The sequence below is a fragment of the Vandammella animalimorsus genome, assembly GCF_002285285.1.
In the GTDB taxonomy this organism is placed as follows: domain Bacteria; phylum Pseudomonadota; class Gammaproteobacteria; order Burkholderiales; family Burkholderiaceae_C; genus Lampropedia; species Lampropedia animalimorsus.
In genome coordinates this window covers 203211-227317 of the sequence record NZ_NSJF01000005.1, presented here as the reverse complement: position 1 = coordinate 227317, position 24107 = coordinate 203211, and the positions used below count along the sequence as shown (strand labels likewise).

The 24107-nt window shown below is 67.0% G+C and carries 19 protein-coding genes; 15 read left to right on the top strand and 4 right to left on the bottom strand.

What is annotated here, in order from left to right; genetic code table 11:
- Positions 1 to 188 precede the first annotated feature (188 nt).
- Complete coding sequence (locus tag CK620_RS10645) at positions 189 to 692, top strand: hypothetical protein (RefSeq protein ID WP_095550270.1); 504 nt, start codon at positions 189 to 191, stop codon at positions 690 to 692.
- Positions 693 to 1346: 654 nt separating this feature from the next.
- On the opposite strand, the gene glmS is transcribed toward CK620_RS10645, so the two are convergent.
- Positions 1347 to 3242, bottom strand: coding sequence for a glutamine--fructose-6-phosphate transaminase (isomerizing) (gene glmS / locus CK620_RS10640; RefSeq protein WP_095550269.1), 1896 nt, complete (start codon positions 3240 to 3242; stop codon positions 1347 to 1349).
- Between the two features lie 23 nt (positions 3243 to 3265).
- On the opposite strand from glmS, the gene CK620_RS14100 reads away from it, so the two are divergent.
- Both CK620_RS14100 and CK620_RS10635 read left to right on the top strand, forming a co-directional pair.
- Positions 3266 to 3415, top strand: coding sequence for a hypothetical protein (locus CK620_RS14100; RefSeq protein WP_179290632.1), 150 nt, complete (start codon positions 3266 to 3268; stop codon positions 3413 to 3415).
- 34 nt (positions 3416 to 3449) lie between these two features.
- Complete coding sequence (locus tag CK620_RS10635; protein ID WP_095550268.1) at positions 3450 to 4013, top strand: Lrp/AsnC family transcriptional regulator; 564 nt, start codon at positions 3450 to 3452, stop codon at positions 4011 to 4013.
- Here CK620_RS10635 and CK620_RS10630 read toward each other — a convergent pair.
- Positions 3994 to 4725 carry a helix-turn-helix domain-containing protein gene (locus CK620_RS10630; RefSeq protein WP_095550267.1) on the bottom strand — a complete coding sequence of 244 codons (732 nt, stop codon included), beginning with the start codon at positions 4723 to 4725 and terminating at the stop codon, positions 3994 to 3996. The genes CK620_RS10635 and CK620_RS10630 overlap by 20 nt on opposite strands.
- 209 nt (positions 4726 to 4934) lie before the next feature.
- On the opposite strand from CK620_RS10630, the gene CK620_RS14095 reads away from it, so the two are divergent.
- The 8 genes from CK620_RS14095 to CK620_RS10590 all read left to right on the top strand — a co-directional run bounded on the left by CK620_RS14095 (position 4935) and on the right by CK620_RS10590 (position 16025).
- Positions 4935 to 5810, top strand: a complete 876-nt coding sequence (locus tag CK620_RS14095) for a hypothetical protein (protein ID WP_095550266.1) — start codon at positions 4935 to 4937, stop codon at positions 5808 to 5810.
- Positions 5811 to 5876: 66 nt separating this feature from the next.
- Positions 5877 to 7880, top strand: a complete 2004-nt coding sequence (locus tag CK620_RS10620; RefSeq protein WP_095550265.1) for an MFS transporter — start codon at positions 5877 to 5879, stop codon at positions 7878 to 7880.
- Between the two features lie 65 nt (positions 7881 to 7945).
- Positions 7946 to 8689, top strand: a complete 744-nt coding sequence (gene rlmB, locus CK620_RS10615; protein WP_095550264.1) for a 23S rRNA (guanosine(2251)-2'-O)-methyltransferase RlmB — start codon at positions 7946 to 7948, stop codon at positions 8687 to 8689.
- Between the two features lie 127 nt (positions 8690 to 8816).
- Complete coding sequence (gene tpx / locus CK620_RS10610; RefSeq protein WP_095550263.1) at positions 8817 to 9317, top strand: thiol peroxidase; 501 nt, start codon at positions 8817 to 8819, stop codon at positions 9315 to 9317.
- A 184-nt stretch (positions 9318 to 9501) separates the two neighbouring features.
- The gene (gene creD / locus CK620_RS10605; protein ID WP_095550349.1) at positions 9502 to 10905 is read left to right on the top strand and encodes a cell envelope integrity protein CreD; all 1404 of its coding nucleotides are present in this window, start codon (positions 9502 to 9504) and stop codon (positions 10903 to 10905) included.
- Between the two features lie 167 nt (positions 10906 to 11072).
- Complete coding sequence (locus CK620_RS10600) at positions 11073 to 12161, top strand: PLP-dependent cysteine synthase family protein (protein ID WP_095550262.1); 1089 nt, start codon at positions 11073 to 11075, stop codon at positions 12159 to 12161.
- A 55-nt stretch (positions 12162 to 12216) separates the two neighbouring features.
- Positions 12217 to 13380 (top strand): iron-containing alcohol dehydrogenase, encoded by a 1164-nt coding sequence (locus tag CK620_RS10595; RefSeq protein WP_095550261.1) that lies wholly within the window; start codon positions 12217 to 12219, stop codon positions 13378 to 13380.
- A gap of 212 nt (positions 13381 to 13592) precedes the next feature.
- On the top strand, positions 13593 to 16025 hold the full coding sequence (locus CK620_RS10590) for a TonB-dependent siderophore receptor (protein ID WP_179290631.1): 2433 nt from the start codon (positions 13593 to 13595) through the stop codon (positions 16023 to 16025).
- A gap of 164 nt (positions 16026 to 16189) precedes the next feature.
- Here the strand turns inward: CK620_RS10590 and CK620_RS10585 are convergent, their stop codons facing one another.
- On the bottom strand, positions 16190 to 16426 hold the full coding sequence (locus CK620_RS10585; protein WP_095540546.1) for a toxin-antitoxin system HicB family antitoxin: 237 nt from the start codon (positions 16424 to 16426) through the stop codon (positions 16190 to 16192).
- Positions 16427 to 16638: 212 nt separating this feature from the next.
- Here CK620_RS10585 and CK620_RS10580 point away from each other — a divergent pair, with 212 nt between their 5' ends.
- Entirely contained in the window at positions 16639 to 18048 is a 1410-nt protein-coding gene (locus CK620_RS10580; protein WP_238946098.1) for a PepSY-associated TM helix domain-containing protein, read from the top strand.
- Here CK620_RS10580 and CK620_RS10575 read toward each other — a convergent pair.
- Positions 17960 to 19627, bottom strand: a complete 1668-nt coding sequence (locus CK620_RS10575) for a reverse transcriptase family protein (protein ID WP_095550259.1) — start codon at positions 19625 to 19627, stop codon at positions 17960 to 17962. The genes CK620_RS10580 and CK620_RS10575 overlap by 89 nt on opposite strands.
- Positions 19628 to 20337: 710 nt before the next feature.
- Between CK620_RS10575 and hemA the strand changes: the two genes are divergently transcribed.
- The 3 genes from hemA to prmC all read left to right on the top strand — a co-directional run bounded on the left by hemA (position 20338) and on the right by prmC (position 23782).
- Complete coding sequence (gene hemA, locus CK620_RS10570) at positions 20338 to 21666, top strand: glutamyl-tRNA reductase (RefSeq protein ID WP_095550258.1); 1329 nt, start codon at positions 20338 to 20340, stop codon at positions 21664 to 21666.
- Between the two features lie 182 nt (positions 21667 to 21848).
- A complete protein-coding gene (gene prfA / locus CK620_RS10565) occupies positions 21849 to 22940 on the top strand; it encodes a peptide chain release factor 1 (RefSeq protein ID WP_095542388.1) in 1092 nt (363 codons plus the stop codon).
- Entirely contained in the window at positions 22937 to 23782 is an 846-nt protein-coding gene (prmC, locus tag CK620_RS10560; RefSeq protein ID WP_095550257.1) for a peptide chain release factor N(5)-glutamine methyltransferase, read from the top strand. Before prfA ends, prmC begins: the two co-directional genes overlap by 4 nt.
- Positions 23783 to 24107: the final 325 nt, after the last annotated feature.

Here is a 24107-nt window from a genome sequence, read left to right as displayed (position 1 = left end):
CGGCGCCAATCAGCAACGCCGGGCCCCAGTTGGCCCGGCGTTGTCTTTGGGCGTGCTCAAAGTCCCCGCACGGCGGCAAGCCCAAGCGTTTTCTTGACAGCGCGTTACACCGCTTGCATCATGCACCCCAAAATTTTCTTTATGCCAATCATTGCAGTCTCGCAAGATTCTTGATTTTTTATCTACCCATGCCCCACCAGCCCAATCAATTCCTGAGCGGCAACAATCTACCCTGGCATGTTTTCCAACAGAATTACCGCAATTACATCTTCTTCGATCACGTCATGTTTTCCGAGGAGCCCATCCTCTCGGCCATCATCCAATGGGCCGAATCACTCGGCGAAAATTTCATCCACTACTACAGATTTGACGAAGACGAGGCCAGCATCAAGGAAGTTGCCACCAGCAAGCTCCTGTCCTTGATTGAAAAAGACGAAAAAAGAAGGGTGTCCGAACTCATTTTTTCAGGCGGCGCGCTTTTTTCAGCAGATGGTGCATGGGCCGCGTTTCAGAACATCCCCGTCGGCTTGGGCGTCATAGGGCTGAACCAGTCGATTGACAGAAAAATCTTCACGCGCGACCTGTTCTTCAGCATCGAAAGCATTCAAAAAAGAGGTTACATCTACAACAGCCTGATCAGAGAATACGGAAAAGAGTATGTCGAAATATTATTGAACAGCTATACCGCATAAACCAAAAACAACCTTTCACCAAAATCTCAAATCAACACCCCATTGCAAAAGAAAATTGATTTCATAGTCCAATAACCCCCCGGAGATTGGCCATGTTTTTCCTCAGAAACCTAACCCTTCTTCCTTTTCCCATTTTATTATTGACTATTCTTTTAAACTTTTTGACAGATGGAGGATTTCCAAATTTACTAATTTGGGCGCTTTACCTACTCATAGGCTCAAGCTCTATTGGCGGCATATTGGTAAGTCATTATTTCAGATGCAAGTCATGCGGGAAAAGAGCCTTGTTTGTGGATGATGGCGATCTTTTCGGCAAAAGAAATTATTTTGCGTGCCGCTGCATGAATTGCGGCGCTCCGCTGAAAGGTCAATAAGCCGCCCTCTTGTGTCGGCTCAGTCTTTCAAGCCCCGAGTTCCGCCCAGCGAGGGGAAGTCTTCTCCGTCTGTGCCCACCGCAGGCGCAGATGGATGGCCAGGCACAGCGAATGGGCCCAAGAGGCGGTGTTTCTTCCGCCTGCGCCTGGGCGGTTGGGGCCAAGCCCCATCAGCCAGCCAGGCAGGCAGCGGGCAAGGAGGCCTGCCGATGCCCCCTTGGCACACCCCTGCGCATGGAATGTGCCCCACACCCTGCCCCGCTCGGCGCAGGGTCGGCGTTCATTCCACCGTCACGCTCTTGGCCAGGTTGCGCGGTTTGTCCACGTCGGTGCCGCGGCCCAGGGCGGTGTGGTAGGCCAGCAGCTGCAGCGGGATGACGTGCACGATGGGGCTGAGCCGGCCGTAGTGTCCGGGCATGCGGATGACGTGGATGCCTTCGCTGCTGTCGATGTGGGTGCTGGCGTCGGCCAGCACATACAGCACGCCGCCGCGGGCGCGCACTTCCTGCATGTTGCTCTTGAGCTTTTCCAGCAGCTCATCATTGGGGGCCACCACCACCACGGGCATGGCGCTGGTCACCAGCGCCAGCGGGCCGTGCTTGAGCTCGCCGGCCGGGTAGCCCTCGGCGTGGATGTAGCTGATCTCCTTGAGCTTGAGCGCGCCTTCCAGGGCGATTGGGTAGTGCTTGCCGCGCCCGAGAAACAGGGCGTTGTCCATGCGCGTGAAGGCGTGCGCCCAGCTGATGATCTGCGGCTCCAGCGCCAGCACGGCCCGCACGGCGGCCGGGATGTGGCGCAGCTGCTGCAGCTCGGCGGCCAGCTCGGCCTCGTCCATCACGCCCTTGACCTGCGCCAGCGTCAGCGCCAGCAGGTACAGGCCGGCCAGCTGAGTGGTGAAGGCCTTGGTGGAGGCCACGCCGATCTCCACCCCGGCGCGGGTGATGTAGGCCAGGCTGCATTCGCGCACCATGGTGCTGGTGCCCACGTTGCAAATGGTCAGCGTGTGCGGCTGGCCCAGCGACTTGGCGTGGCGCAGCGCTGCCAGGGTGTCGGCGGTCTCGCCCGACTGGCTGATGACCACCACCAGCGCGCGCGGGTTGGGCACCGAGCTGCGGTAGCGGTATTCGCTGGCGATTTCCACCTGCACGGGGATGCGCGCCATGGCCTCGATCCAGTATTTGGCCACCAGCGCGCTGTAGTAGCTGGTGCCGCAGGCCAGGATGAGCAGTGAGTCGATCTCCTTGAAGACGCTTGCGGCGCCATCGCCAAACAGCTCCGGGCCGATGGAGAGCACATCCGTGAGGGTGTCGGCCAGCGCGCGCGGCTGCTCGAAGATTTCCTTTTGCATGTAGTGCTGGTAGGGCCCCAGCTCGGCGGCGGCGGCGAAGGCCTGCACGGTCTGCACCGGGCGCTGCGCCGCATCCAGCGGGCGGCCCTGGGCGTCGGTGATCCAGTAGCGCCCGGCTTGCAGGTCCACCAGATCGCCTTCTTCCAGGTACACGATCTGGTCGCTCACGCCCGAGAGCGCCATGGCATCGCTGGCCAGAAAGTGCGCGGCCGGCTGGCCGGGCACGATGCCCAGCACCAGCGGCGAGCCCGCGCGCGCGCCCACCAGGCGCTGCGGCTCGTCGCGGTGCATCACCGCCAGCGCATAGGCGCCCTGCAGCTGCGCCACGGCCTGGCGCAGCGCCTCGAACAGGTCACCCTCATACAGGCTGTCGATCAGGTGTGCCACGACCTCGGTGTCGGTGTCGCTGCCGAAGCGATAGCCCTTGGCCTCCAGCGCGCGGCGCAGCGCCTCGTAGTTCTCGATGATGCCGTTGTGCACCAGCGCCACGCGCGCGGCCGCCTGCGGCACGGCGGCCGGGTCGATCTGCGGGCCGAAACTGAAATGCGGATGGGCGTTGTCCATCGACGGCGCGCCGTGCGTGGCCCAGCGCGTGTGGGCGATGCCGGTGCCAGCCTGCAAGGCCTGCTCGGCCGCCTGGGCCTGCAACTGCGCCACCCGCGCCGTGCTGCGGCTGCGCTCGATGCCTTGCGCCGAATCGGGCGCAAAACTGGCGCGGTGCACGGCCAGGCCGCAGGAGTCATAGCCCCGGTATTCCAGACGCTGCAGGCCCTGCAGCAGCACGGGCACCACATCCTGCTGCGATACCCCGCCGACGATTCCACACATACGCAACTCTCCCTGTGATTTGGATGCAGACCTTGCTCAAGAATCTGCGCAACGCGCCCGCCGCCCGCAGCGGCGGGCGGCCAGGGCCACACATGGGCGGGATGCTAGCCAAGGCAAAAAGAAATTTGCTTTTGTTTTTGATCTATTTTTCAAGCAAAATTTCACGGATGTGATTTCTCGAAATTTAATTTCATTAAAAGCTTAAAGATGAAGAAAAACATTGACGAAATCGACCTTCAATTGTTGGAGCTACTGCAGCGCGATGCCTCAATCAGCCAACAGGTTCTGGCCGAGCGCGTGGGCATCTCGCCGGCCACTTGCCTGCGGCGCGTGCAGCGCCTGCGCGAGGCGGGCATTCTGGCGGCCCAGGTGGCGCTGGTGGATCCATGGGCGCTGGCGCGCGCCAGCGGCCAGCCGCCGGGGCTGTGCTGCATCGTCGAACTCAGCCTGGATCGGCAGGACGCCCAGGCGCTGGCGGCCTTCGAGCAGCTGCTGCTGCAACACCCCGAGGTGCAGCAATGCTGGCGCGTGAGCGCCGGGCCGGATTTCATCCTGGTGGTGCAAACCCTGGACATGCAGCACTACCAGGCGCTGGCGCACGCGCTGTTCACGCAGCAGGCCAATGTGCGCAACGTCAAGGCCTATTTCGCCACCGCGCAACCCAAGCGCGGCACGGCCATCCCGCTGCCGGGGCGCGCAGCGCCAGCAGCGTCAGAGTCAGCGCCGGCATCAGCGCAAAGGCCGCAACCGCTCAGCGGCGCAAGGCCTTGAAGGCCGAATATTCCCAGCGGCGCAGCGCCAGGATCATGGTGTAGCCCTCGCGCTCGCCGGGCGGCACTTTCTGGTCGCTCAGGTGCTGCTGGGAGAAATCCTGCCCCAGGCGCTGCATGCGCTCGAGCAGGGCGGGCGCGGCCGCGCGGCTGATGCTGCCATGCACCAGGAACAGCCCTTCGTCGTCGTGCGCAAAGGCCCCGCCCAAGTAATCCAGCGCCACATGCTCGCGAAAGAACTGCATCACCGGGCCATTGGGCCGCCACTTGAAAGTCTTGGCCAGCTTGAGGCGGTAGCGGTTCATGGGCCGCAGTTCCAGAATGCCCAGCCGGTCGAGCTGCACCAGGTATTTGACGCACTCGGCCTCGCTGAGGTGGTAGGCGGCCACCATTTGCTCGACCGACCACAGGCTCATGGCGTTGACGGCCACCAGCAGCAGCTTCTTGTCGGCCACCACGGCGCGCTCCTGCTCCACGCTCAACTGCGCCAGCTCGGGCTGCTGATCGACCACGCGCCGCGCCAGCTCGGCAAAGTCCGTGCCCAGCGCACGGCAGATGGCGTCGATGCGCGACAGCGGCATCTCTCCGCGCGAGAGCATGCGCTTGACGCTGGACTCGGCCATCTCCAGCGCCTGGGCCAGATCGGCGTAGGTCATGCGGTTGGCCTTGAGTTCCTGCTTGATGACGCTCACCAGGTCTTGGGTGGTGCTCATGGGCTTGCTCCTCCTCTCATGTGCTGCGGCTGGCCTGTCGATCGGGGCTGCCAGCGGCAAAAGGTATCAATAAAAGATACTTTAAGACATTTAATACGCAATCAAAAGCAAATAACGGCACTTTTTGCCATCCGGTTTCGATACTTCGCGGCGCAGGGTGCATGTCACCCCATCCATTCATGACCTGTCGATTGTTTTGGAGCCACGCCATGCCCGCCAAGAAATCCTTTGTGCTTGCCGCATCCTTTTCCCCCTCGTTTGCCATGGTCGATGGCAGCCATTACACGGCCCGGGCGCGCTCGGCGCAGCAGCTGGCGCGCTGGGCCTTGCTGGCCTTTGCCGCACTGCTGGCGCTGCTGGCGGCGCTGCTGCCGCCGGTGCAGCAACTGGCGCATTACCACGATTTTGCCGATCAGCGCGGCCTGCTTGGCCTGCCCAACGCCATGGACGTGCTGACCAATCTGTGCTTTCTGGCCGCCGCCATTGTCATCGCCCGGGCCATGCGGCAGTACCGCCGCGCCATGCAGCGCGCCCATGTGCGCAGCATGCCGCTGTGGTGGCACCTGTGCGGCCTGGCGGCGCTGGGCTTTGCCGCCACCGCGCTGGGCTCAGGCGTTTACCACTTGCAGCCCAACGATGCCGGCGTGCTGTGGGATCGCCTGGCCATGGGCATCGTATTTGCCGCCATCGTCGGCCTGGCGGTGCGCCAGATCGCCTGCGACGCCAGCGCGCTGCTGGCCACGGCGCTGACCTTTGCCGCCAGCTGCGCCAGCCTGGCCGTCTGGCATGCCACGGGCAATTTCACGCCCTGGAGCGTGCTGCAAGGCGGCGGCATGGTGCTGCTGCTGGCCATTGGTCTGGGCACTCGCCTGGGGCTGCCGCGCAGCGCAGGCATGCCCGCGCTGGGCCTGCTGGCCATCATCGGCTGGTACCTGCTGTGCAAGGTGTGTGAGCTGGGCGATCACGCGCTGTTCGAGGCCAGCGCCGGGCTGATCTCGGGCCACAGCCTCAAGCATGTGCTGGCTGCCGCAGCCGGCTGGCCGATTGCCCGCATGCTGTATAACGCCACTCCCATGCGCCGTTGAGAGCTCGTCCACAGTTTCTGAGTCATGCCTGCTGCCCCCCTTGCAATCTCCCCCACCTGACGCCGCATGAGCCAACACCGCCCTACCCACCCCATCAAGGCCGATGAGGTCAACCAATTCAAGCTGCTGGGCCAGCGGCGCTTTGCGCCGTTTTTCTGGACGCAATTCATCGGCGCAGCCAACGACAACCTGTTCAAGTTCGCCTTCACGGTGCTGGTGACGTACCAGCTGCAGGTGGCCTGGCTCGACCCGCAAATGGCCGGGCTGGTGATCGGCGCAGTATTCATCCTGCCCTATTTGCTGTTTTCGGCCACGGCCGGGCAGCTGGCCGACAAGTACGCCCATGCGCTGCTGATTCGCCGCCTGAAGCTGCTGGAGATTGCCATCATGCTGGTGGCTGCGCTGGCCTTCTGGTTCGAGGCCGTGGCCGTGCTGCTGGCCTGCGTGTTCGCCATGGGCCTGCAATCGACGCTGTTCGGCCCGGTCAAGTACGCCTACCTGCCCCAGCACCTGAACGCGGCCGAGCTCACCGGCGGCAACGGCATGGTGGAGATGGGCACCTTCGTCTCCATCGTGCTGGGCAGCCTGGCCGGCGGCATGCTCATCGACCTGGGCGAGCCCGGGCGCAAGTACGTGGCGCTGGCCAGCCTGGCGCTGGCCGTGCTGGGCTGGGCCAGCAGCCGCGCCATCCCGCAGGCCGCGCCCACCGACCCGGCGCTGCGCATCGACTGGAACCCCGTGCGCGAGACCTGGCAGAACCTGCGCCTGGCCCACGCCCAGGCTGTGGTGTTCCGCTCCGTGCTGGGCATCAGCTGGATGTGGTTCGTCGGCTCAGTGCTGATGAGCCAGTTTCCCGTCATTGCCAAAGAGGTGCTGCACGGCAACGCCCAGGTGGCCTCGCTGCTGTTGACGGTGTTTGCGCTGGGCATCGGCATCGGCTCGCTGCTGTGCGAGGCGCTCTCGCGCAAACAGGTCGAGATCGGCCTGGTGCCCGTGGGCGCCATCGGCATGAGCGTGTTCCTGCTCGATCTGTACTTCGCCACCCGCAACCTGCCGGCGCCGGCCCAGTTGTTGGAGGTGTCGCAGTTCCTGGGCGCGGCGGCCAACTGGCGCGTGCTCATCGACCTGCTGCTGCTGTGCCTGTTCACCGGGCTGTACAGCGTGCCCATGTACGCACTGGTGCAAATGCGCTCACAGCCCACGCACCGCGCGCGCATCATCGCCGCCAACAACATCCTCAACGCGCTGTTCATGATCGCCAGCGCCGTGCTCACCGCCTCACTGCTGCAGCTGGGGCTGACGATGCCGCAGATCTTTCTGGCGCTGGCCATTGGCAATGCCATCGTCGCGGCCTACATCTTCCTGCTGGTGCCCGAGTACCTGCTGCGCTTCATGGCCTGGGTGCTCACCCACCTGATCTACCGCTTTCGCATCCAGGGGCGCGAGCACATCCCCAGCGAAGGCCCGGCCGTGCTGGCCTGCAACCACGTCAGCTTCGTCGATGCCATCTTGCTGCTGGCCGCCAGCCCGCGCCCAATCTATTTCATCATGGACGAGCGCATCTTCCGCAACCGCCTGCTGGGGCTGATCTTCCGCTTCGCCAAGGCCATCCCCATTGCCGCGCAGCGCGACAATCCGCAGGCCTTCGAGGCCGCCTTCGAGCGCGCCGCCCAGGTGCTGCGCGAGGGCGACCTGCTGGGCATCTTCCCCGAAGGGGCCATCACCCGCGACGGCCAGCTGCAGCGCTTCAAGCGCGGCATCCACAAGATCACGGACGATGCCCGCGCCCAGGGCCTGGACGTGCCCATCATCCCCATGGCGCTGTCCAACCTGTGGGGCTCGTTCTTCTCGCGCATCGAAGTGCGAGGCGGCCAGAACGTGGCCATGGTGCGGCCGCTGCGGCGTGGCTGGCTCAACCGCGTGGGCCTGCACGTGGGCCCGGCCATGGACAGCGCCAGCGCCACGCCCGAGCTGCTGCAGGCGCGCGTGCAGCAACTGCTCGACCAAGCCCAACCCGCCAGCAAGAGCGGGCGCAGCGCAGCGCCAGACTTGGGCACAGGCGCGGGATAATCGCCCGCTTTGGCGAGCCCGCCCCACTGCCAGCCCTTTGCAGCCCTGTGCTGCCCCAATCTGCCATGTCCGAGCCCAAAAAAGTCCTGTTCGGCTTTCACGCCGTCACCGTGCGCTTGAAGACCGCGCCCGATTCCATCATCGAGGTGCTGATCGACCCCAGCCGCCGCGATGCGCGCATGCGCCAGTTCATCGCCCGCGCCAAAGAGGCGGGCGTGCGCCTGATCGAAGCCGATGCGCTGCGCATCGCCCGCCTGGCCGGCAGCCACGGCCACCAGGGCGTGGCCGCGCGCGTGCAGGCCCTGGCGCCGGCGCGCGGCCTCGATGAGCTGCTCGACGCATTGACCGAGCCGCCGCTGCTGCTGGTGCTCGACGGCGTGACCGACCCGCACAACCTGGGCGCCTGCCTGCGCGTGGCCGATGGCGCTGGCGCCCATGCCGTCATCGCCCCCAAGGACCACGCCGCCGGCATCAACGCCACCGTCGCCAAGGTCGCCAGCGGCGCGGCCGAGACCATGCCCTATTTCATGGTCACCAACCTGGCGCGCACCCTGGGCGAGCTCAAAGAGCGCGGCATCTGGGTGCTGGGCACCAGCGACGACGCGCCGCAATCGCTCTACCAGCAAGAGCTCACCGGCCCCACGGCCCTGGTGCTGGGCGCCGAAGGCCCGGGCATGCGCCAGCTCACGCGCAAAACCTGCGACGCGCTGCTGCACATCCCCATGCAGGGCGCGGTGGAAAGCCTGAACGTCTCTGTAGCCAGCGCCGTGTGCCTGTACGAAGCGCGCCGCCAGCGCCTGCTCAGGTGAGAGGTTCTGACAGCGCCAAGCGCCCGCACGGCCTGGTGCGACAATGCACGGGCTTTGCCCCTCACCCCCACGCCCTGGCACAGCCAAGGCGGTTTTACCCAGCCCCTCTTCTTTTTTGGAGACCCTCATGACCCAAGTCACCCTCAAAGGCAACCCCGTCGAACTCAAGGGCAGCCTGCCCGCCCCCGGCCAGCAGGCACCAGCCTTCTCGCTGGTCGGCAAGGATCTGGCCGAGCGCAGCCTGGCCGACTTCAAAGGCCAGCGCAAAGTGCTCAACATCTTCCCCAGCATCGACACCCCGACCTGCGCGCAATCGGTGCGCAACTTCAATGAGGAGGCCAGCGCCCTGCCCAACACCGTCGTGCTGTGCATCTCGGCCGATCTGCCCTTTGCCCAGTCGCGCTTTTGCGGCGCAGAAGGCCTGGACAAGGTCGTCATGCTCTCCACCCTGCGCGGCCGCGGCTTCCATGAAGACTACGGCGTGGCCATCGCCAGCGGCCCGCTGGCCGGCCTGACCGCGCGCGCCGTGGTGGTGCTCGACGAAAACGACCGCGTGCTGCACAGCCAACTGGTGGGCGAGATCGCCAACGAGCCCGACTACGCCGCCGCCAAGGCCGCGCTGCAATAAGGCCCCAAGCGCCAGCTCGCACCCCACAGCCACCGCCTTGCCGGTGGCTTTTTTTCGCCCTGGTGATGGGCGCAGCGGGGGATTTTGACGACAGGCGCGGCCACTTCATCTTCGCTTCACCTGGATTTCTCAAGCGCTGAGGACACTTGCGGCCACTGTGCTCATCAACAAGAAAGGCCCTCTCATGCAATACCGGCTCGCAACCAAGATATTCATCATCGGCGCCCTGGTCATCGTGCTGCAAATGGCACTGATGATGATCTATGGCCAGGTGCAGGATCGCCAGCGCCTGCACCGCAACGTGCAAAACGACATCGCCCAATCGGCCGCTGGCGCGCAAACCCTGATCGGCCCAGTGCTGCTGATCGAATACCAGGAAGAGTTCGAGGAACAAGTGCACGACGCCCAGACCGGCCAGACCAGCACCCAGCTGCGCCAGCGGCAGCAACGCCACTTGCTGCCCGCGCAGCAGCTGGACTGGAAAGGCCAGGCCGATGTGCAAACCCGCCATCGCGGCATCTACCACGCCAACCTGTTCCAGTCGAGCTGGAAGCTCAGCGGCCAGTTCACGCTGCCAGCCTGGCTGGGCCACCAGCCCCAGGGCCGCATCCTCTCGGCCCAGGCCTATCTGGTGCTGGGCGTGAGCGACCAGCGCGGCATCACCAACAACCCGCTGCTGCACATCGACGGGCGCCAGCTGCCCTTTCAGGTCGGCAGCCGCGAGGTGCTGGCCACCCCCGCCATCCACGCCAATCTGGGCGAGCTGGACCTGAGCCAAACGCACAGCCTGCCCTTCACACTGGCGTTGCAACTGATGGGCTCGCAGCACCTGTCCATCGCCCCCACGGCCGAGCTGACCAACGTGCACCTGCAATCGAGCTGGCCGCACCCGAGCTTCCAGGGGCGCTTTCTGCCCAACACGCGCGAAGTGCGCAGCGACGGCTACAGCGCCAGCTGGCAAATCTCGCACCTGGCGCGCGACTTCGAGCAAACCCTCAAGGCCGGCAAGGCGGTCGCCAGCACATCGGGCCGCTATGGCCATGACAGCGCAGCGCAAGCCGAAGTGCTGGGCGTGAGCTTCATCGACCCAGTCAACATCTACGTACAGGCCGAGCGCGCCGTCAAATACGGCCTGCTGTTCATCGTGCTGACCTTTGCCGCCTTCTTCCTGATCGAAACCACGCGGCGCATCGCCATCCACCCGCTGCAATACCTGCTGGTCGGGCTGGCGCTGTCGATCTTCTTCCTGCTGCTGGTGGCGCTGTCCGAGCACCTGCCGTTCTGGCTCTCCTACGGCATTGCCGCGCTGGCCTGCGTGAGCCTGATCACGCTGTACCTGGGCGCAGTGCTGCGCAACCGCCTGCATGGCCTGGCCTTTGGCGCCGGCATCACCGCGCTGTACGGCATTCTCTACGGCATCCTGCGCTCCGAGGACAACGCCCTGCTGATGGGCAGCGTGCTGCTGTTCGTCGCACTGGCCGCGCTGATGCTGGGCACACGCCACATCGACTGGTACAGCCTGATTGGCCAAGGCAAGGCCAGCGCGAACCCAGCGCCATCCAGCAGCAAAGTGAACGCGCAGAGCTGATTCCATCGCCGTACCCCAACAGCAGTGCGCAACACCTCTGCGCAGGCCCTGGCAAGCCAGGGCCTGCGCTCGTATTGGCCATAGCGCGCCAACCCGATCATGTGGGAGTCGCGCTCGCTGCTGGACATGGCCGCGCAAGCCGGGCACCGTCAATAGAATCGGCCCCCATGCCACAACACACATCGCCCCCCTCCCCCACCGCAGCCAGCCACAGCGCCTGGCTGCACCAGGCCATCGACCGCATCGAGGCCGATTACCAACGCAGCGCCGACACGCACCTGATCCCGCTGCCGCTGCCGCGCTTTGCCCAGATCGGCATTGATCTGTACCTCAAGGACGAATCCACCCACCCCACCGGCAGCCTCAAGCACCGACTGGCGCGTTCGCTGTTTCTGTACGCGCTGTGCAATGGCTGGATCGGCCCGCAATCGACCATCGTCGAAGCCTCCAGCGGCTCCACCGCTGTCAGCGAAGCGTATTTCGCGCGCCTGCTGGGCTTGCCCTTCGTGGCCGTGATGCCGCGCAGCACCTCGCCCGAGAAGATCGCGCTGATCGAGTTCTACGGCGGGCGCTGCCATTTCGTGCAACAAGCCAGCGAGGTGTATGACGCGGCGCGGCAGATCGCCGCCGACACCGGCGGCCACTACATGGACCAGTTCACCTACGCCGAGCGCGCCACCGACTGGCGCGGCAACAACAACATCGCGCAAAGCATGTTCACGCAGATGCAGCGCGAGCGCCACCCCATCCCGCGCTGGATCGTCGTAGGCGCAGGCACCGGCGGCACCAGCGCCACCATTGGCCGCTACGTGCGCTACCAGCGCTACGCCACCGAGCTGTGCGTGGCCGACCCGGAAGGCTCGGTCTTTGCCGATTACCACCGCTGCGGCGATGCCTGCCTGAGCGCGCCGGGCTCGCGCATCGAAGGCATTGGCCGCCCGCGCGTGGAGCCCAGCTTTGTGCGCACGCTGGTGGACCGCATGGAAGTGGTCAGCGATGCGCAATCCATTGCCGCCATGCACGCGCTGTCGCAGCTGCTGGGGCGGCGCGTGGGCCCGTCCACCGGCACCAACTTCGTGGCCATGCTGCGCCTGGCCCAGCACATGCAGGCCCAGGGCGAGCAAGGCTCCATCCTCTCGCTGCTGTGCGATGCCGGCGAGCGCTACCTGCCCACCTACTACAACCCACAGTGGCTGGCCGGCCACATCCAGACCTGCGAGGCCAGCGCGCGCCAGATTCAAGAGCTGCTCGTCTAGAGCGTGTTCAAGACCTCTACACGGCCCGCAACAACAAGCATCAGGAGACGCCCACATGGCTTTCATCAACTACGTCACGCAAATTCAGTTCGACTTTGGCGCCATCGCCCTGCTGGCCAGCGAGTGCCAGCGCATCGGCATCACCCGTCCGCTGCTGGTCAGCGATGCCGGCGTCAAGGCCGCTGGCATCCTCGACCGCGTATTGGCCCAGCTCAAGGGCATGGACTGCGCCGTGTTCGACGCCACGCCGCCCAACCCCACCGAGGCGGCCGTGCGCGCGGCCGCGCAGCGCTACCGCCAGCAGCGCTGCGACGGGCTGATTGCCGTGGGCGGCGGCTCCTCCATCGACTGCGCCAAAGGTGTGGCCATTGCCGCCACGCACGATGGGCCGCTGACGCGCTACGCCACCATCGAAGGCGGATCGCCGCGCATCAGCGAAGCCGTTGCGCCGCTGATTGCCATCCCCACCACCAGCGGCACCGGCAGCGAAGTGGCGCGCGGCGCCATCCTCATCGTTGACGATGGCCGCAAGCTCGGCTTCCACTCCTGGCACCTGGTGCCGCGTGCGGCCATTTGCGACCCCGAGCTGACGCTGGGCCTGCCCCCTGGGCTGACCGCCGCCACCGGCATGGACGCCATCGCCCATTGCATGGAAACCTTCATGGCAGCCGCCTTCAACCCGCCGGCCGACGGCATCGCGCTCGATGGCCTGGCGCGCGGCTGGGCCCACATCGCCCAGGCCACACAGCACGGGCAGGATCGCCAAGCGCGCCTGAACCTCATGGCCGCCAGCATGCAAGGCGCCATGGCCTTTCAGAAGGGCCTGGGCTGCGTGCACTCGCTCAGCCACAGCCTGGGCGGCATCAATCCGCAACTGCACCACGGCACGCTCAATGCCGTCTTCCTGCCGGCGGTGCTGCGTTTCAACGCCCAGGCCCCCAGCGTGCAGCAGGAGCAGCGCATGCAGCGCATGGCCCAGGCCATGGGCCTGGCCCTGCCCGAGCAGGCCAGTGCCACGCAAGCCGCCGCGCAACTGGCCCAGGCCGTGCAGGCGCGCAACCAAGAGCTGGGCATGCCCAGCGGGCTGGCCGCCATGGGCGTCAAGCAGGGCGACTTCGCACTGATCATCGAGCGCGCCCTGCGCGACCACTGCCACGCCACCAACCCCATCGAAGCCAGCGAGCAGGACTACCGGCAGATGCTGGAAGAGTCCATGTAATAGCCGTTGGTCAGCCAGGGCCGCCCAACGCACGACGGCCCAAGGGCCTGCCCAGCCGCGCCACGAAAAAAAATTTTCTCCATCCATGAGGGATTTGCCGCGCTGCGGTGTTGTATCTCATGGTGGCCCACAGCGCCGCCTTGATGCACGGCCTGCCTGCCGCCCCCTGTGGCATGGCGCGCCGCACCCCAACCCTTTTGATGGAGACTTGCATGCCCCAACCCGCCATCCCCCGTCTAGCCCGTTGCCCACTGGCTGCAGCCGCCGCGCTCTGTCTGGCCGCCTTGCCCCTGCATGGGCATACACAGACGCCAGCGCAAGCGCCCAAGCCCGGCCAAAGCGCGGCGCGCACCTACCAGCTGCCAGCCCAGCCCCTGGTCCAAAGCCTGGCCGCGCTGGCCACCCAGGCCGGGCTGCAACTGGTGGCCGACCCGGCCCGCATCGGCCAGCGTGCAGCCCCGGCCCTTGCGCCCACGGCCGATTTGCCGCAGGCGCTGCGCACGTTGTTGGCCGGCACCGGCCTGCAAGGCCGCGTGCAGGGGCAGACGCTGGTCATCACCCCGGCCCCTGCACAGGCTGCCGCCGCCGCAAGCAGCGCGGGCGATGCCCAGACCCTGCCTGCGGTCACCGTGCAGGCCGCGCCCGAAACCGCCACCGGCCCGGTGCTGGGCTACGCCGCGCGCCGCAGCGCCACGGCCACCAAGACAGACACGCCGCTGGTGGAAACGCCGCAGTCCGTCAGCGTGATCGGCGCCGAGGAGATCGAGGCCAAGGGCATGCGCGAGGTGCTGGACACGCTGAACTACACGCCCGGGGTGTTCACCCGCATGTGGGGCCACGATGGCCGGGGCTACGAATACATGATGCTGCGCGGCTTTGACGACCTGGAGGCCCAGAACTTCCTCGACGGCATCGCGCAAATGGGCTTTCTGGACATTGGCGCGCAAACCGAGGTCTATGGCATGGAGCGCATCGAGGTGCTGCGCGGCCCGGCCTCGGCCACCTTTGGGCGGGCCGACGTGGGCGGCATCGTCCACCGCGTCAGCAAGCGGCCCACGCTGGACGAGCCGGTGCGCGAGGTGCAAGCGCAACTGGGCAATTACCGGCACCGGCAACTGGCCTTCGACTACGGCGGCAAGCTGGGCGAGCAGGCCGCCTACCGCCTGGTGGGGCTGGCGCGCCAGAGCCGCACGCAAGACCGCTACCCCACCGGCGAGTGGGACACGAGCAAGCGCCAATACTTCGCCCCCTCGCTGCTGTGGCAGCCTTCAGCCGCCACGCGCCTGACGCTGCTGGCCTCGGTGCTGCGCCATGACGTGAGTGACGACGTGGGCTACATGGCCGACGGCAACGGCCAGCCCACGCAGGTGCGCGAAGGCGACCCGCGCTACAGCCGCATCCGGCAAAACAGTTGGTCGCTGGGCTATGAGCTGCGTCACGACTTCAACGCCCAATGGGGCCTGCGGCAAAACTTCCGCCACGCCAAGCGCGATGCGGACAAGTACCACATCCGCTCCTCGCTGCAAGACGATGGCCGCACGCTCGCGCGCACGGCCGTACATGGCTTTGGCGACCTGACGCAAACCTCGCTGGACACCTACGTGGAAGGGCGCTTGCAGACCGGCGCGGTGCGCCACCAGCTGATTGCCGGGCTGGACTTCACCCAGGCGCGCGCCACTGAATATGAAAAGACGGGGCCAGCGCCGGATCTGGATCTCTACAACCCGCTGTACCAGCCCGTCACCCCGCCCAGCGTGGTGGATGACATTGCCGGCCCGAACAAGGTGCGCGCGCTGGGGCTGTACGCGCAAAACCAGATGCGCCTGGGCGAACAATGGCTGCTGACGCTTTCGGGCCGGCACGACACGGCCAAGGGGGAAGACGCCTCCAGCTCGCGCGGGCAACGCCAAAGCCGCACCGACCGCGCCTTTACCGGCCGCGCCGCGCTCACCTGGCTGGCCCCCGGCGGCTGGGCGCCTTATGTGAGCTACGGCACCTCCTTTCTGCCCGCCTTTGGCGCTTATGACGCGTTCGATGCCAAGCCCACCACCGGCAAGCAATGGGAGCTGGGCGTCAAATACCAGCCCCCGGGGCAAAGCCTGCTGCTCGCCGCCGCCGTGTACGACCTGCGCAAGCGCAACATCACCGTGAGCAACCCCATCACCAACCGCGATGAGCAGGTGGGCGCCATGCGCTCGCGCGGGCTGGAGCTGGAGGCCAAGGGCCGCCCCCTGCCTGCCTTGCCCGGCCTGCACGCCACTGCCGCCTACAGCTACAACGACGTCAAAGGCCTGGCGGGCAGCACCTGGCGCGTGGAAGCGGGCAAAGCCCCCATCCAGGTGCCCAAACACATGGCTTCGCTGTGGCTGGACTACCGCTTGGCCGAAGGCCGCCTGCGCGGCCTGCACCTGGGCCTGGGCGCGCGCCACGTGGGCCGCCGCTGGGACGACGCGGCCAACACCCGCGCGCAGCCGGGCTACACGCTGGTGGACGCCAGCCTGCGCTACGACCTGGGCGCCAACTGGCGCCTGGCGCTGAACGTGAACAACCTGTTCAACAAGAAGTACTTCACCAGCAATGCCTTTGATGGCTGGTGGCGCGGCGAGCAGCGCAGCGCGACGATCACAGCCACCTACCGCTGGTAAGCCGAGCGCCGACGGCAGACGCCCTGCCCGCTTGCATGCCGGGCAGGCCCGCTTGCGAGGCGCCTGCGAGGTGCTTGCGAGGTGCTTGCGAGGTGCTTGCGAGGTGCTTGCGAGGTGCTTGCGAGGTGCAGGCCGCGCCACCGCCGTGGCGGCGCGGCGCTGGCTCACCGCGCATCGCCCGGCGCGGGCGGGGCATCGGGCACGCGCTCCAGCACGGCCAGAAAATCCTCGCGCCGCCCCTGCGCCGCTTCGGCGCGCAGGTGCTCCAGCGTCAGCCAACTGGCCAGCTTCTCCGCCGTGGCACTGGCTATGAACTGGTTGACGGAAATGCCATCGCGCGCGGCCAGCTCTTTCACTTTACGGTGGATGGAATCGGGCAGGCGAATCGTCAAGGCGGTCATGGGGCGCTCTCCAGAAGGTTCAAGAATTCAGCAGGTGTAAGGGCTTGGATACCGAAGGCCGATGCGCCCCGGAAATCCCGCGTGTTGTGCGTGATGATGTAACGGCTGGCCGAGGCCACGGCGCATTCCAGCACCATGTCGTCGTCGGCATCGCGCCTTCCTCATTTTCTGCCCCATTTCTTTGAACAGACTTTTGTTCCGCTTCTTTTCTTATGCCCCCGCCGCACACCCAAGCCCGCCCCAAACCATCCCGCCTGCTGCGCCCGGCCTTGCTCAAGCTGCACCGATGGGCGGGCTTGGCCTTGGCCGCCTTTCTGGTGCTCACCGGCCTGACCGGGGCCGTGATGGCCTGGACGGACGAGCTGGACGCACTGCTGAACCCGCACATGCTGCGCACGCCCGGCACGCCGGCGCAGGATGCGGCGCAGTTGCTGGCGCTGGCCGCGCAGGTGGAGGCCGCGCAGCCGCAGTGGCGCGTGACCAGCCTGCCGCTGGCGCTGGAGCCGGGGCAGGCGGCCATGCTGCGCGTGGCGGCCAAACCCCATGCAGATGCGGATGCGAGCGCTGGCAAGAACGCACCACTGGGCTTTGACCAGTTGTTCTTGCACCCGGCGAGCGGTCAGATCCTGGGCCAGCGGCAATGGGGCCAGTGGCGCGGCGGCTCATTGGCGCAGGCGCGGCAAGACCTGCTGCCTTTCATCTACAAACTGCACTACAGCCTGCACCTGCCCGGCGTGTGGGGCGCCTGGCTGCTAGGCGGCGTGGCCTTGCTGTGGGCGCTGGACTGCCTGTGGGCGCTGGCGCTGGCCTTCCCCAGCCGCAAGGCCTGGCGCAAGTCCTTCGCGTTTCGCTGGGGCGCGGGCGGGCACAAGCTGACGTTCGATCTGCACCGCTCGGGCAGCGTGTGGCTGTGGCCGCTGCTTCTGGTGCTGGCCATCACCGGCGTGGGCCTGAATCTGCGCACGGAAGTCATGCAACCGCTGGTGGCGTGGTTTTCACCCGTGCCGCCCGATCCTTGGGCGGGCCGCCAGCCCTTGCCCCCAGGGCAAGCGGCCATCGGGCGCGAGCGCGCGCTGCAACTGGCGCTGGCCCAGGCGCGGCAGTTGGGCTGGCTGGGCGATGCGCCGAGCGCAGCCCCCTCATCGCCAGCCTCGTCCGCCACGCCAGTCCCCGCCGCCAAGGCGCTGGGCTTGCAGCCCTGGCGGCTGTACGACTGGCAGGATGAAGACGGGCTGTACGCCGTGGCCTTTGCCGCGCCGGGGCGCGAGCCTTACGGCCCGACGCTCGGGCCGCACTGGGTGTATCTGGATGCGGCCACCGGCGCGCCCGTGGCTACGCGCAGCGCAGCGCGCCGCAGCGCGGGCGAGGTGTTCATGGCGGCGCAGTACCCGCTGCACTCGGGCCGCATCCTGGGCTGGCCGGGCCGCGCGCTGGTCAGCCTACTGGGGCTGGCAGTGGCCGTCATCAGCGTGACGGGGGTGATGATCTGGCTGCGCAAGCGCCGCGCGGGGGGCGAAAAGTGCATAACACGCTCTAAAACGGCACCAGCAGTGACGCCAACAGCAGGGGCAGGAACAGCCACCAGCTGCTGCGGTGCAGCAGGTGATAGGCCAGGTGGATGAGCAGGCCCAACAGCAGCAGCGAGGGTTTGCGCAACATGAACAACAGCACCAGCAGGGCCAGGGTTTGCTCCAGCAGCATGCGCGGGTTGCGCTGGCTGGCGTGCTGCGCCTCTTCGGGCGGCTGCTGGGGTTCAAGCGCGCCTTGGCGCTGCGGCTGCGCGGCCGTGGGCAAAGCGGCCTGGGCTTGCTGCCGGCGCTGTGCCTGGCGCTGTGCCTGGCGTTGCGCTTCGGTGGGTTCAAGCACAGGCGCTGGCGGCTGGGCCGGCTGCCACCAATGCGCCCAGGGGGCCTGGCCCTGGGCGCTGGCGCGGCGAAAGGCGCTGCGCCCCCGGCCCGCTTGCGAGGCCTTGGCGGCGCTCTCCAATTCCAATATCTGTTGAGGTTCTGGCGATGGCTGCGATTGCGCCGGGGCCTGGGCTGCAACGCGCAGGGCCTGCACACGCTGCAGCCAGGGCTGGCCGCGCTGCGGATCGACCATGTGCAGGAAGTGGGCGTAGCCCAGCAGCGCGTCGAGCACGTTGTCGTTGCCGTTCCAGGATTTGCCTTGCGGCCCGTCTTTTTCGACCTGAAAGACGGTGGCGCGAAAACGCTTGAAGGTGCTGCGATCAATCGAGGGCTTGGCGTTGACGACCAAGCCAGTGACTTGCTGACGCCGGGCGCTGCGCATGACGTGCAGCTTGTCCGGGTGCAGGGTAAAGCCCTCGTCGGCGATGATCTGGCGCGCGCGCCACAGCAGCTTGCCCACCAGATGCTGGGCCGGCGCATCGGCCGAGAAGCTCAGGTCGTCGGCATAGCGGGTGTAGGCAAAGCCGAGCTTGGCGGCCATGCCGTGCAGGCGGCGATCCAGCCGGCGGCAGAGGATGTTGGTCAGCGCCGGGCTGCTGGGCGCGCCCTGCGGCAGGTGGCGCGCGCCGGTGGCGATGTGGTAGGTCTGGCCGTCGAGCTGCACAGCCTGCGTGGGACGCTGGGTGCACAGCAGGCCCATGATGCTGGCCAGTTGCTCGCTGTAGCCCAGCGCGCGGAACACGCCCTTGATGCGCGGGTAGGCAATGGAGGGGAAGAAGTCCTGCAAATCCAGGTTGATGACCACGGCCTTGCCCACGTGCGGCTGGGCGTTGCTGCAAATGGAGCGCCCAGGGCGAAAGCCGTGCGCCGCATCGTGCACCGGCACTTTGCTGAGGATGTTGTCCAGCAGCCAGTACTGCAGGCGCTTGAGGCGCGGCATGGGCGCAGAGATGCGGCGCAGGCCGCCGCTTTTCTTGGGCAAGTCAAAACTGCGGTAGTGGCTGACGCGGGCCACGGCGCGGTCGTAGGCGAGAAAACGCAGCTCGGCCACCGAGACGCCCATGAGCTGGGCCAGCTGCTGCGGGTTGGCCGGCTGCGGCAATTGCCAGCGCGCCAAGCGCTCGGGTTGGTTGTCGCTGTGTTGCAGGCCACCGGAGACGCCCTGCCCCAGATACAGCACGCTGTGTTGGCGGCGTTCGTGCCAGCTGCGGGCGCGCTCGTAACGGGCCTGGGCGCGGGCCTGGCGCGTGGCCTCGCGGCGCTGGCGCGCAGCCTGAAGGCGCTGGCGGCGCATCAGGCGCAGCGCCTGCTGCGGATCGTCCCCGCCAGCGCTCAGGCGGGGGCTGGTCGCTGGGCCAAAAGCCCAGGCGTTGCATGTCCTGCAGGATCACTGCCTGCTTGCTGCTGGCTTGGGTGCGCTCTATCAGCTGCGCGCGCGTGAGCTGCTCAGGGGGCAGGTTGGCGGAGTCGTCGGTGGTGCGGATCATGGTGTTTCAGAGCCTGTGACGATGCCGCACGCAGTCAGAAAAAACCAAGAGCTGTGCCTGTAAAGGGGGGCGTACGGGCGTTCTCATCGAAGAAGCCTTCGGACTTGCGCGCTCCACTCGACGCCGATGGGCTACCCTCCGCTGTTTGACTTCAAGGAAGTCAAACGGCAAAAGCGGCGGGTAGCGCCATCGGCACAGTGAAGAGTGCGCCAGTGACGCATGACAGAGCAAACAACGCGGATGGCGATCCACCACCCAGGATGCAAGAGCCTTGCCCGTACGCCCGGCGCCATTCTAGGCGTCTGAATCCGCAGAGGCTCACGACGCTGCGATGGGAGCACCTTTTTTGACCTTGTTCTCGCCCACGGCACAGGCGCAAAGCCAAGCCCCCAGATCGGGGGCCGCGATGGTCAAACAGCACTTGCGGGCGGCAAGGCTGCAGATTCCCGATGGCGCTGCTCAGGCAAGCCCCATCGGGCCCTGCAAGTTTTTGTGACAATTTTTATAATGCGCGGTTATGGCCGTCTGGACGCTTGGGATCAACCACCACACAGCCCCGCTGGATTTGCGGGGCCGCTTTGCCTATGCGCTGGAGCAAATTGGCCCGGCGCTGCATGGGCTGCGCCAGTCGCTGCTGCAAGGCCATGGTCCGCAGCCGGTGGAATCGGCCATTCTCTCGACCTGCAACCGCACCGAGATCTACTGCGCCGCGCCCAGCGCCCTGCCGCAGCCCGATCGGCTGGCGCTGCAGCAGGCCACTCTGGATTGGCTGGCGCGCAGCGGCGGCCTGACCGCGCAGGATCTGGCCCAGTACGCCTACACGCACGACCAGGATCTGGCCGCCCGTCATGCCTTCCGCGTCGCCAGCGGATTGGACTCCATGGTGCTGGGCGAGGCACAAATCCTGGGCCAGATGAAGAGCGCCGTGCGCGCGGCCGAGCAAGCCGGCGCGCTGGGCAGCACGTTGCACCAGCTGTTTCAGCGCAGCTTTGCCGTGGCCAAGGAGGTGCGCAGCAGCACCGCCATCGGCGCGCACTCCATCAGCATGGCCGCGGCCGCCGTGCGCCTGGCCGGCCAACTGTTTGAGGACTTTGCCCGCCTGAAGGTGCTGTTCATTGGCGCGGGCGAGATGATCGAACTGGCCAGCACGCACTTTGCCGCACAGCGCCCGCAGAGCATCGTGATCGCCAACCGCACGCTCGAGCGCGGCGAGAAGCTGGCCGCGCGCCTGGGCGCGCAGACGCTGCGCATCGGCGAGCTGCCCGAGCGCCTGCACGAATTCGACATCATCGTCTCCTGCACCGCCAGCAGCGTGCCCATCATCGGCCTGGGCGCGGTCGAGCGCGCGCTCAAGCGCCGCCGCAACAGCCCCATGTTCATGGTCGATCTGGCCGTGCCGCGCGACATCGAACCTGAAGTGCAAGCCCAGGACAACGTCTACCTCTACACCGTGGACGACCTGGCCAGCGTGGTGCAAAGCGGCAGGGCCCAGCGCGAGGCCGCTGTGGCCCAGGCCGAGGCCATCATCGACAGCGGCGTGCAGCACTTTGCCCGCTGGCTGGAGATGCGCAGCAGCCAAAGCGCCGTGGTGCCGCTGATCCAGCAGCTGCAGCAGCAGGCCCAGAGCTGGAACGCCCAGGAAGTGGCACGCGCGCGCAAGATGCTGGCGCGCGGCGAGGACCTGGACGCCGTGCTGCAGGCGCTGGCGCACAACCTGAGCAAGAAAATGCTGCACGGCGCAGTCAGCGAATTGCGCAACGGCCACGGCGACGCGGACGAACGCCAGCAGACCGCGCACATGGTTTCGCGCCTGTTCCTGCGCGGCGAAGCGCCGCGCCAGCATTAGCGTCGGCCAGCCACACCGCACGCCAGCACGCCTGGCACGGCAGGGGCGTGGTCTCCACACCCACGCTGCCCTGCCTTCACCCGCCAGCCATCGCCCACGCCATCGCGCCATGCTGCGCCCGCTGGCTCCCCCCGCGCCATCGCCCCGGCCGATCGTCCATTCCCTACTTTCCTGCCCGGCCCATGCAAGCCCACCTCCGCCCCCAGCTCGAACGCTACGTGCAACGCCTTGCAGAGCTGGATTTCCTGCTCTCGCGCGAAGACATCCTGGCCGACATGCAGCAATACCGCCGCATCGCCAGCGAGCACGCCGAGGTCACGCAGATCGCCAGCCGCTACAGCCGCTACCAAGCCCACGCCGCCGACCTGCAAACCGCCCAGGAGCTGCTGCAGGACGCGCACAGCGACGCTGACACCCTGGCGCTGGCGCAGGAGGAAATCGCCCACGCCACGCAGCAAATGCAGCAGTTGGAGGCCGAGCTGCAGCGCCTGCTGCTGCCGCGCGACCCGGACGACGCGCGCAATGCCTTCCTGGAAATCCGCGCCGGCACCGGCGGCGACGAATCGGCGCTGTTCGCCGGCGACCTGCTGCGCATGTACACGCGCTATGCCGACAGCCAGGGCTGGAAGTGCGAGCTCATCAGCGCCAGCGACAGCGAGCTGGGCGGCTACAAGGAAGCCGTGCTGCGCATCGAGGGCGAGCGCGTCTATGGGCGGCTGCGCTTCGAATCGGGCGGGCACCGCGTGCAGCGCATCCCCGCCACCGAAACCCAGGGCCGCATCCACACCAGCGCCTGCACCGTGGCCGTGCTGCCCGAGCCGGACGAGGCCGTGGCCGTGCAGCTCAACCCGGCCGAGCTGCGCATCGACACCTTCCGCGCCAGCGGCGCCGGCGGCCAGCACGTCAACAAAACCGACTCGGCCGTGCGCATCACTCACATTCCCACCGGCATGGTGGCCGAATGCCAGGACGACCGCAGCCAGCACCGCAACAAGGCCAAAGCCCTGCAGGTGCTGGCCGCGCGCCTGCAAGAGCAGGAGCGCAGCGCCCAGGCCGCCAAGGATGCCGCGCTGCGTAAGGGCCTGATCGGCAGCGGCGACCGCTCCGACCGCATCCGCACCTACAACTTCCCGCAGGGCCGCCTGACCGACCACCGCATCGGCCTGACGCTCTACAAACTGCCCAGCATCATCGAAGGCGACCTGCAGGAGGTGCTGGACGCATTGCAGGCCGCGCGCGAAGCCGAGCTGCTGGCCCAGCTGCAACCCGAATGAGCGCCCCCGCCACCATCGCCCAGGCCCTGCAACAGGCCGCCGCACAAGGCCTGGCGCGGCTGGACGCCCAGCTGCTGCTGCTGCACGCGCTGGGGCGCCAGGCCAGCCAGCGCGCCTGGCTGCTGGCCCACGACGATCAGCCGCTGAGTGCCGCCCAGGCTGCGCATTGGGCGCAGCTGCTGCAGGCCCGCGCCGACGGCGTACCGCTGGCCTACCTGACCGGCCAACGCGAATTCTTCGGCCTGCCGCTGCACATCACCCCAGCCGTGCTCGACCCGCGCCCGGACACCGAAACCCTGGTCGAATGGGCGCTGCAGCTGCTTCCCCAGCAGGGCCAGCCGCGCCTGCTGGATCTGGGCACGGGCAGCGGCGCCATTGCGCTGGCGCTCAAAAGCCAGCACCCCGATGCCCAGGTCTGGGCCTGCGAGCAAAGCCTGGCCGCATTGCAAGTGGCTCAGAGCAACGCCCAGCGCCTGGGCCTGGCGCTGCACTGGCTGCACGGCCACTGGCTGGAGCCAGCCCGCCAGGCCGGCCTGGGCGATTGGGACATGATCGTCAGCAACCCGCCCTACATCGCCGAGCACGACCCGCACCTGCCCGCGCTGCGCCACGAGCCGCGCCAGGCGCTGACCAGCGGCGCCGACGGGCTGGACGACATCCGCCACATCATCGCCCACGCCCTGCCCGCGCTGGCGCCCGGCGGCTGGCTGCTGCTCGAGCACGGCTGGCAGCAGCATCAGCAGGTCGCCCAGCTGCTGGCCCAGGCAGGCTATGGCGAAGTGGCCCACCGCCAAGACCTGGCTGGCCACATCCGCTGCACCGGCGCACGCCGCTTGCGGTAGAGCCTGTTATGCACCGCAAATGCGCACGGCGCTGCCATGCGCGCAGAGCTCCCATAATGACGGCCCGTCTGGCTTGGCACGAGCGCACTCTCCTGCCGCCGCATCAGCAAAGCCATTCTTGCCACTGCCTCTTGGCTTTGCTCGACTTGGAGCACCGCACCGATGACCTGCGCCATCCGTACTTATTTGGCACTGGGCGCCGCGCTGACTCTGCTGGGCTGCACTGCAGCCCAAGCCCCCGGCCCCGCCCCTGCGCCAACACCCCAGCCTGCACGGGCCGTACCAGTCAAAGAGCTGGCCCCTTGCAGCCCGCATCAAACCCAAG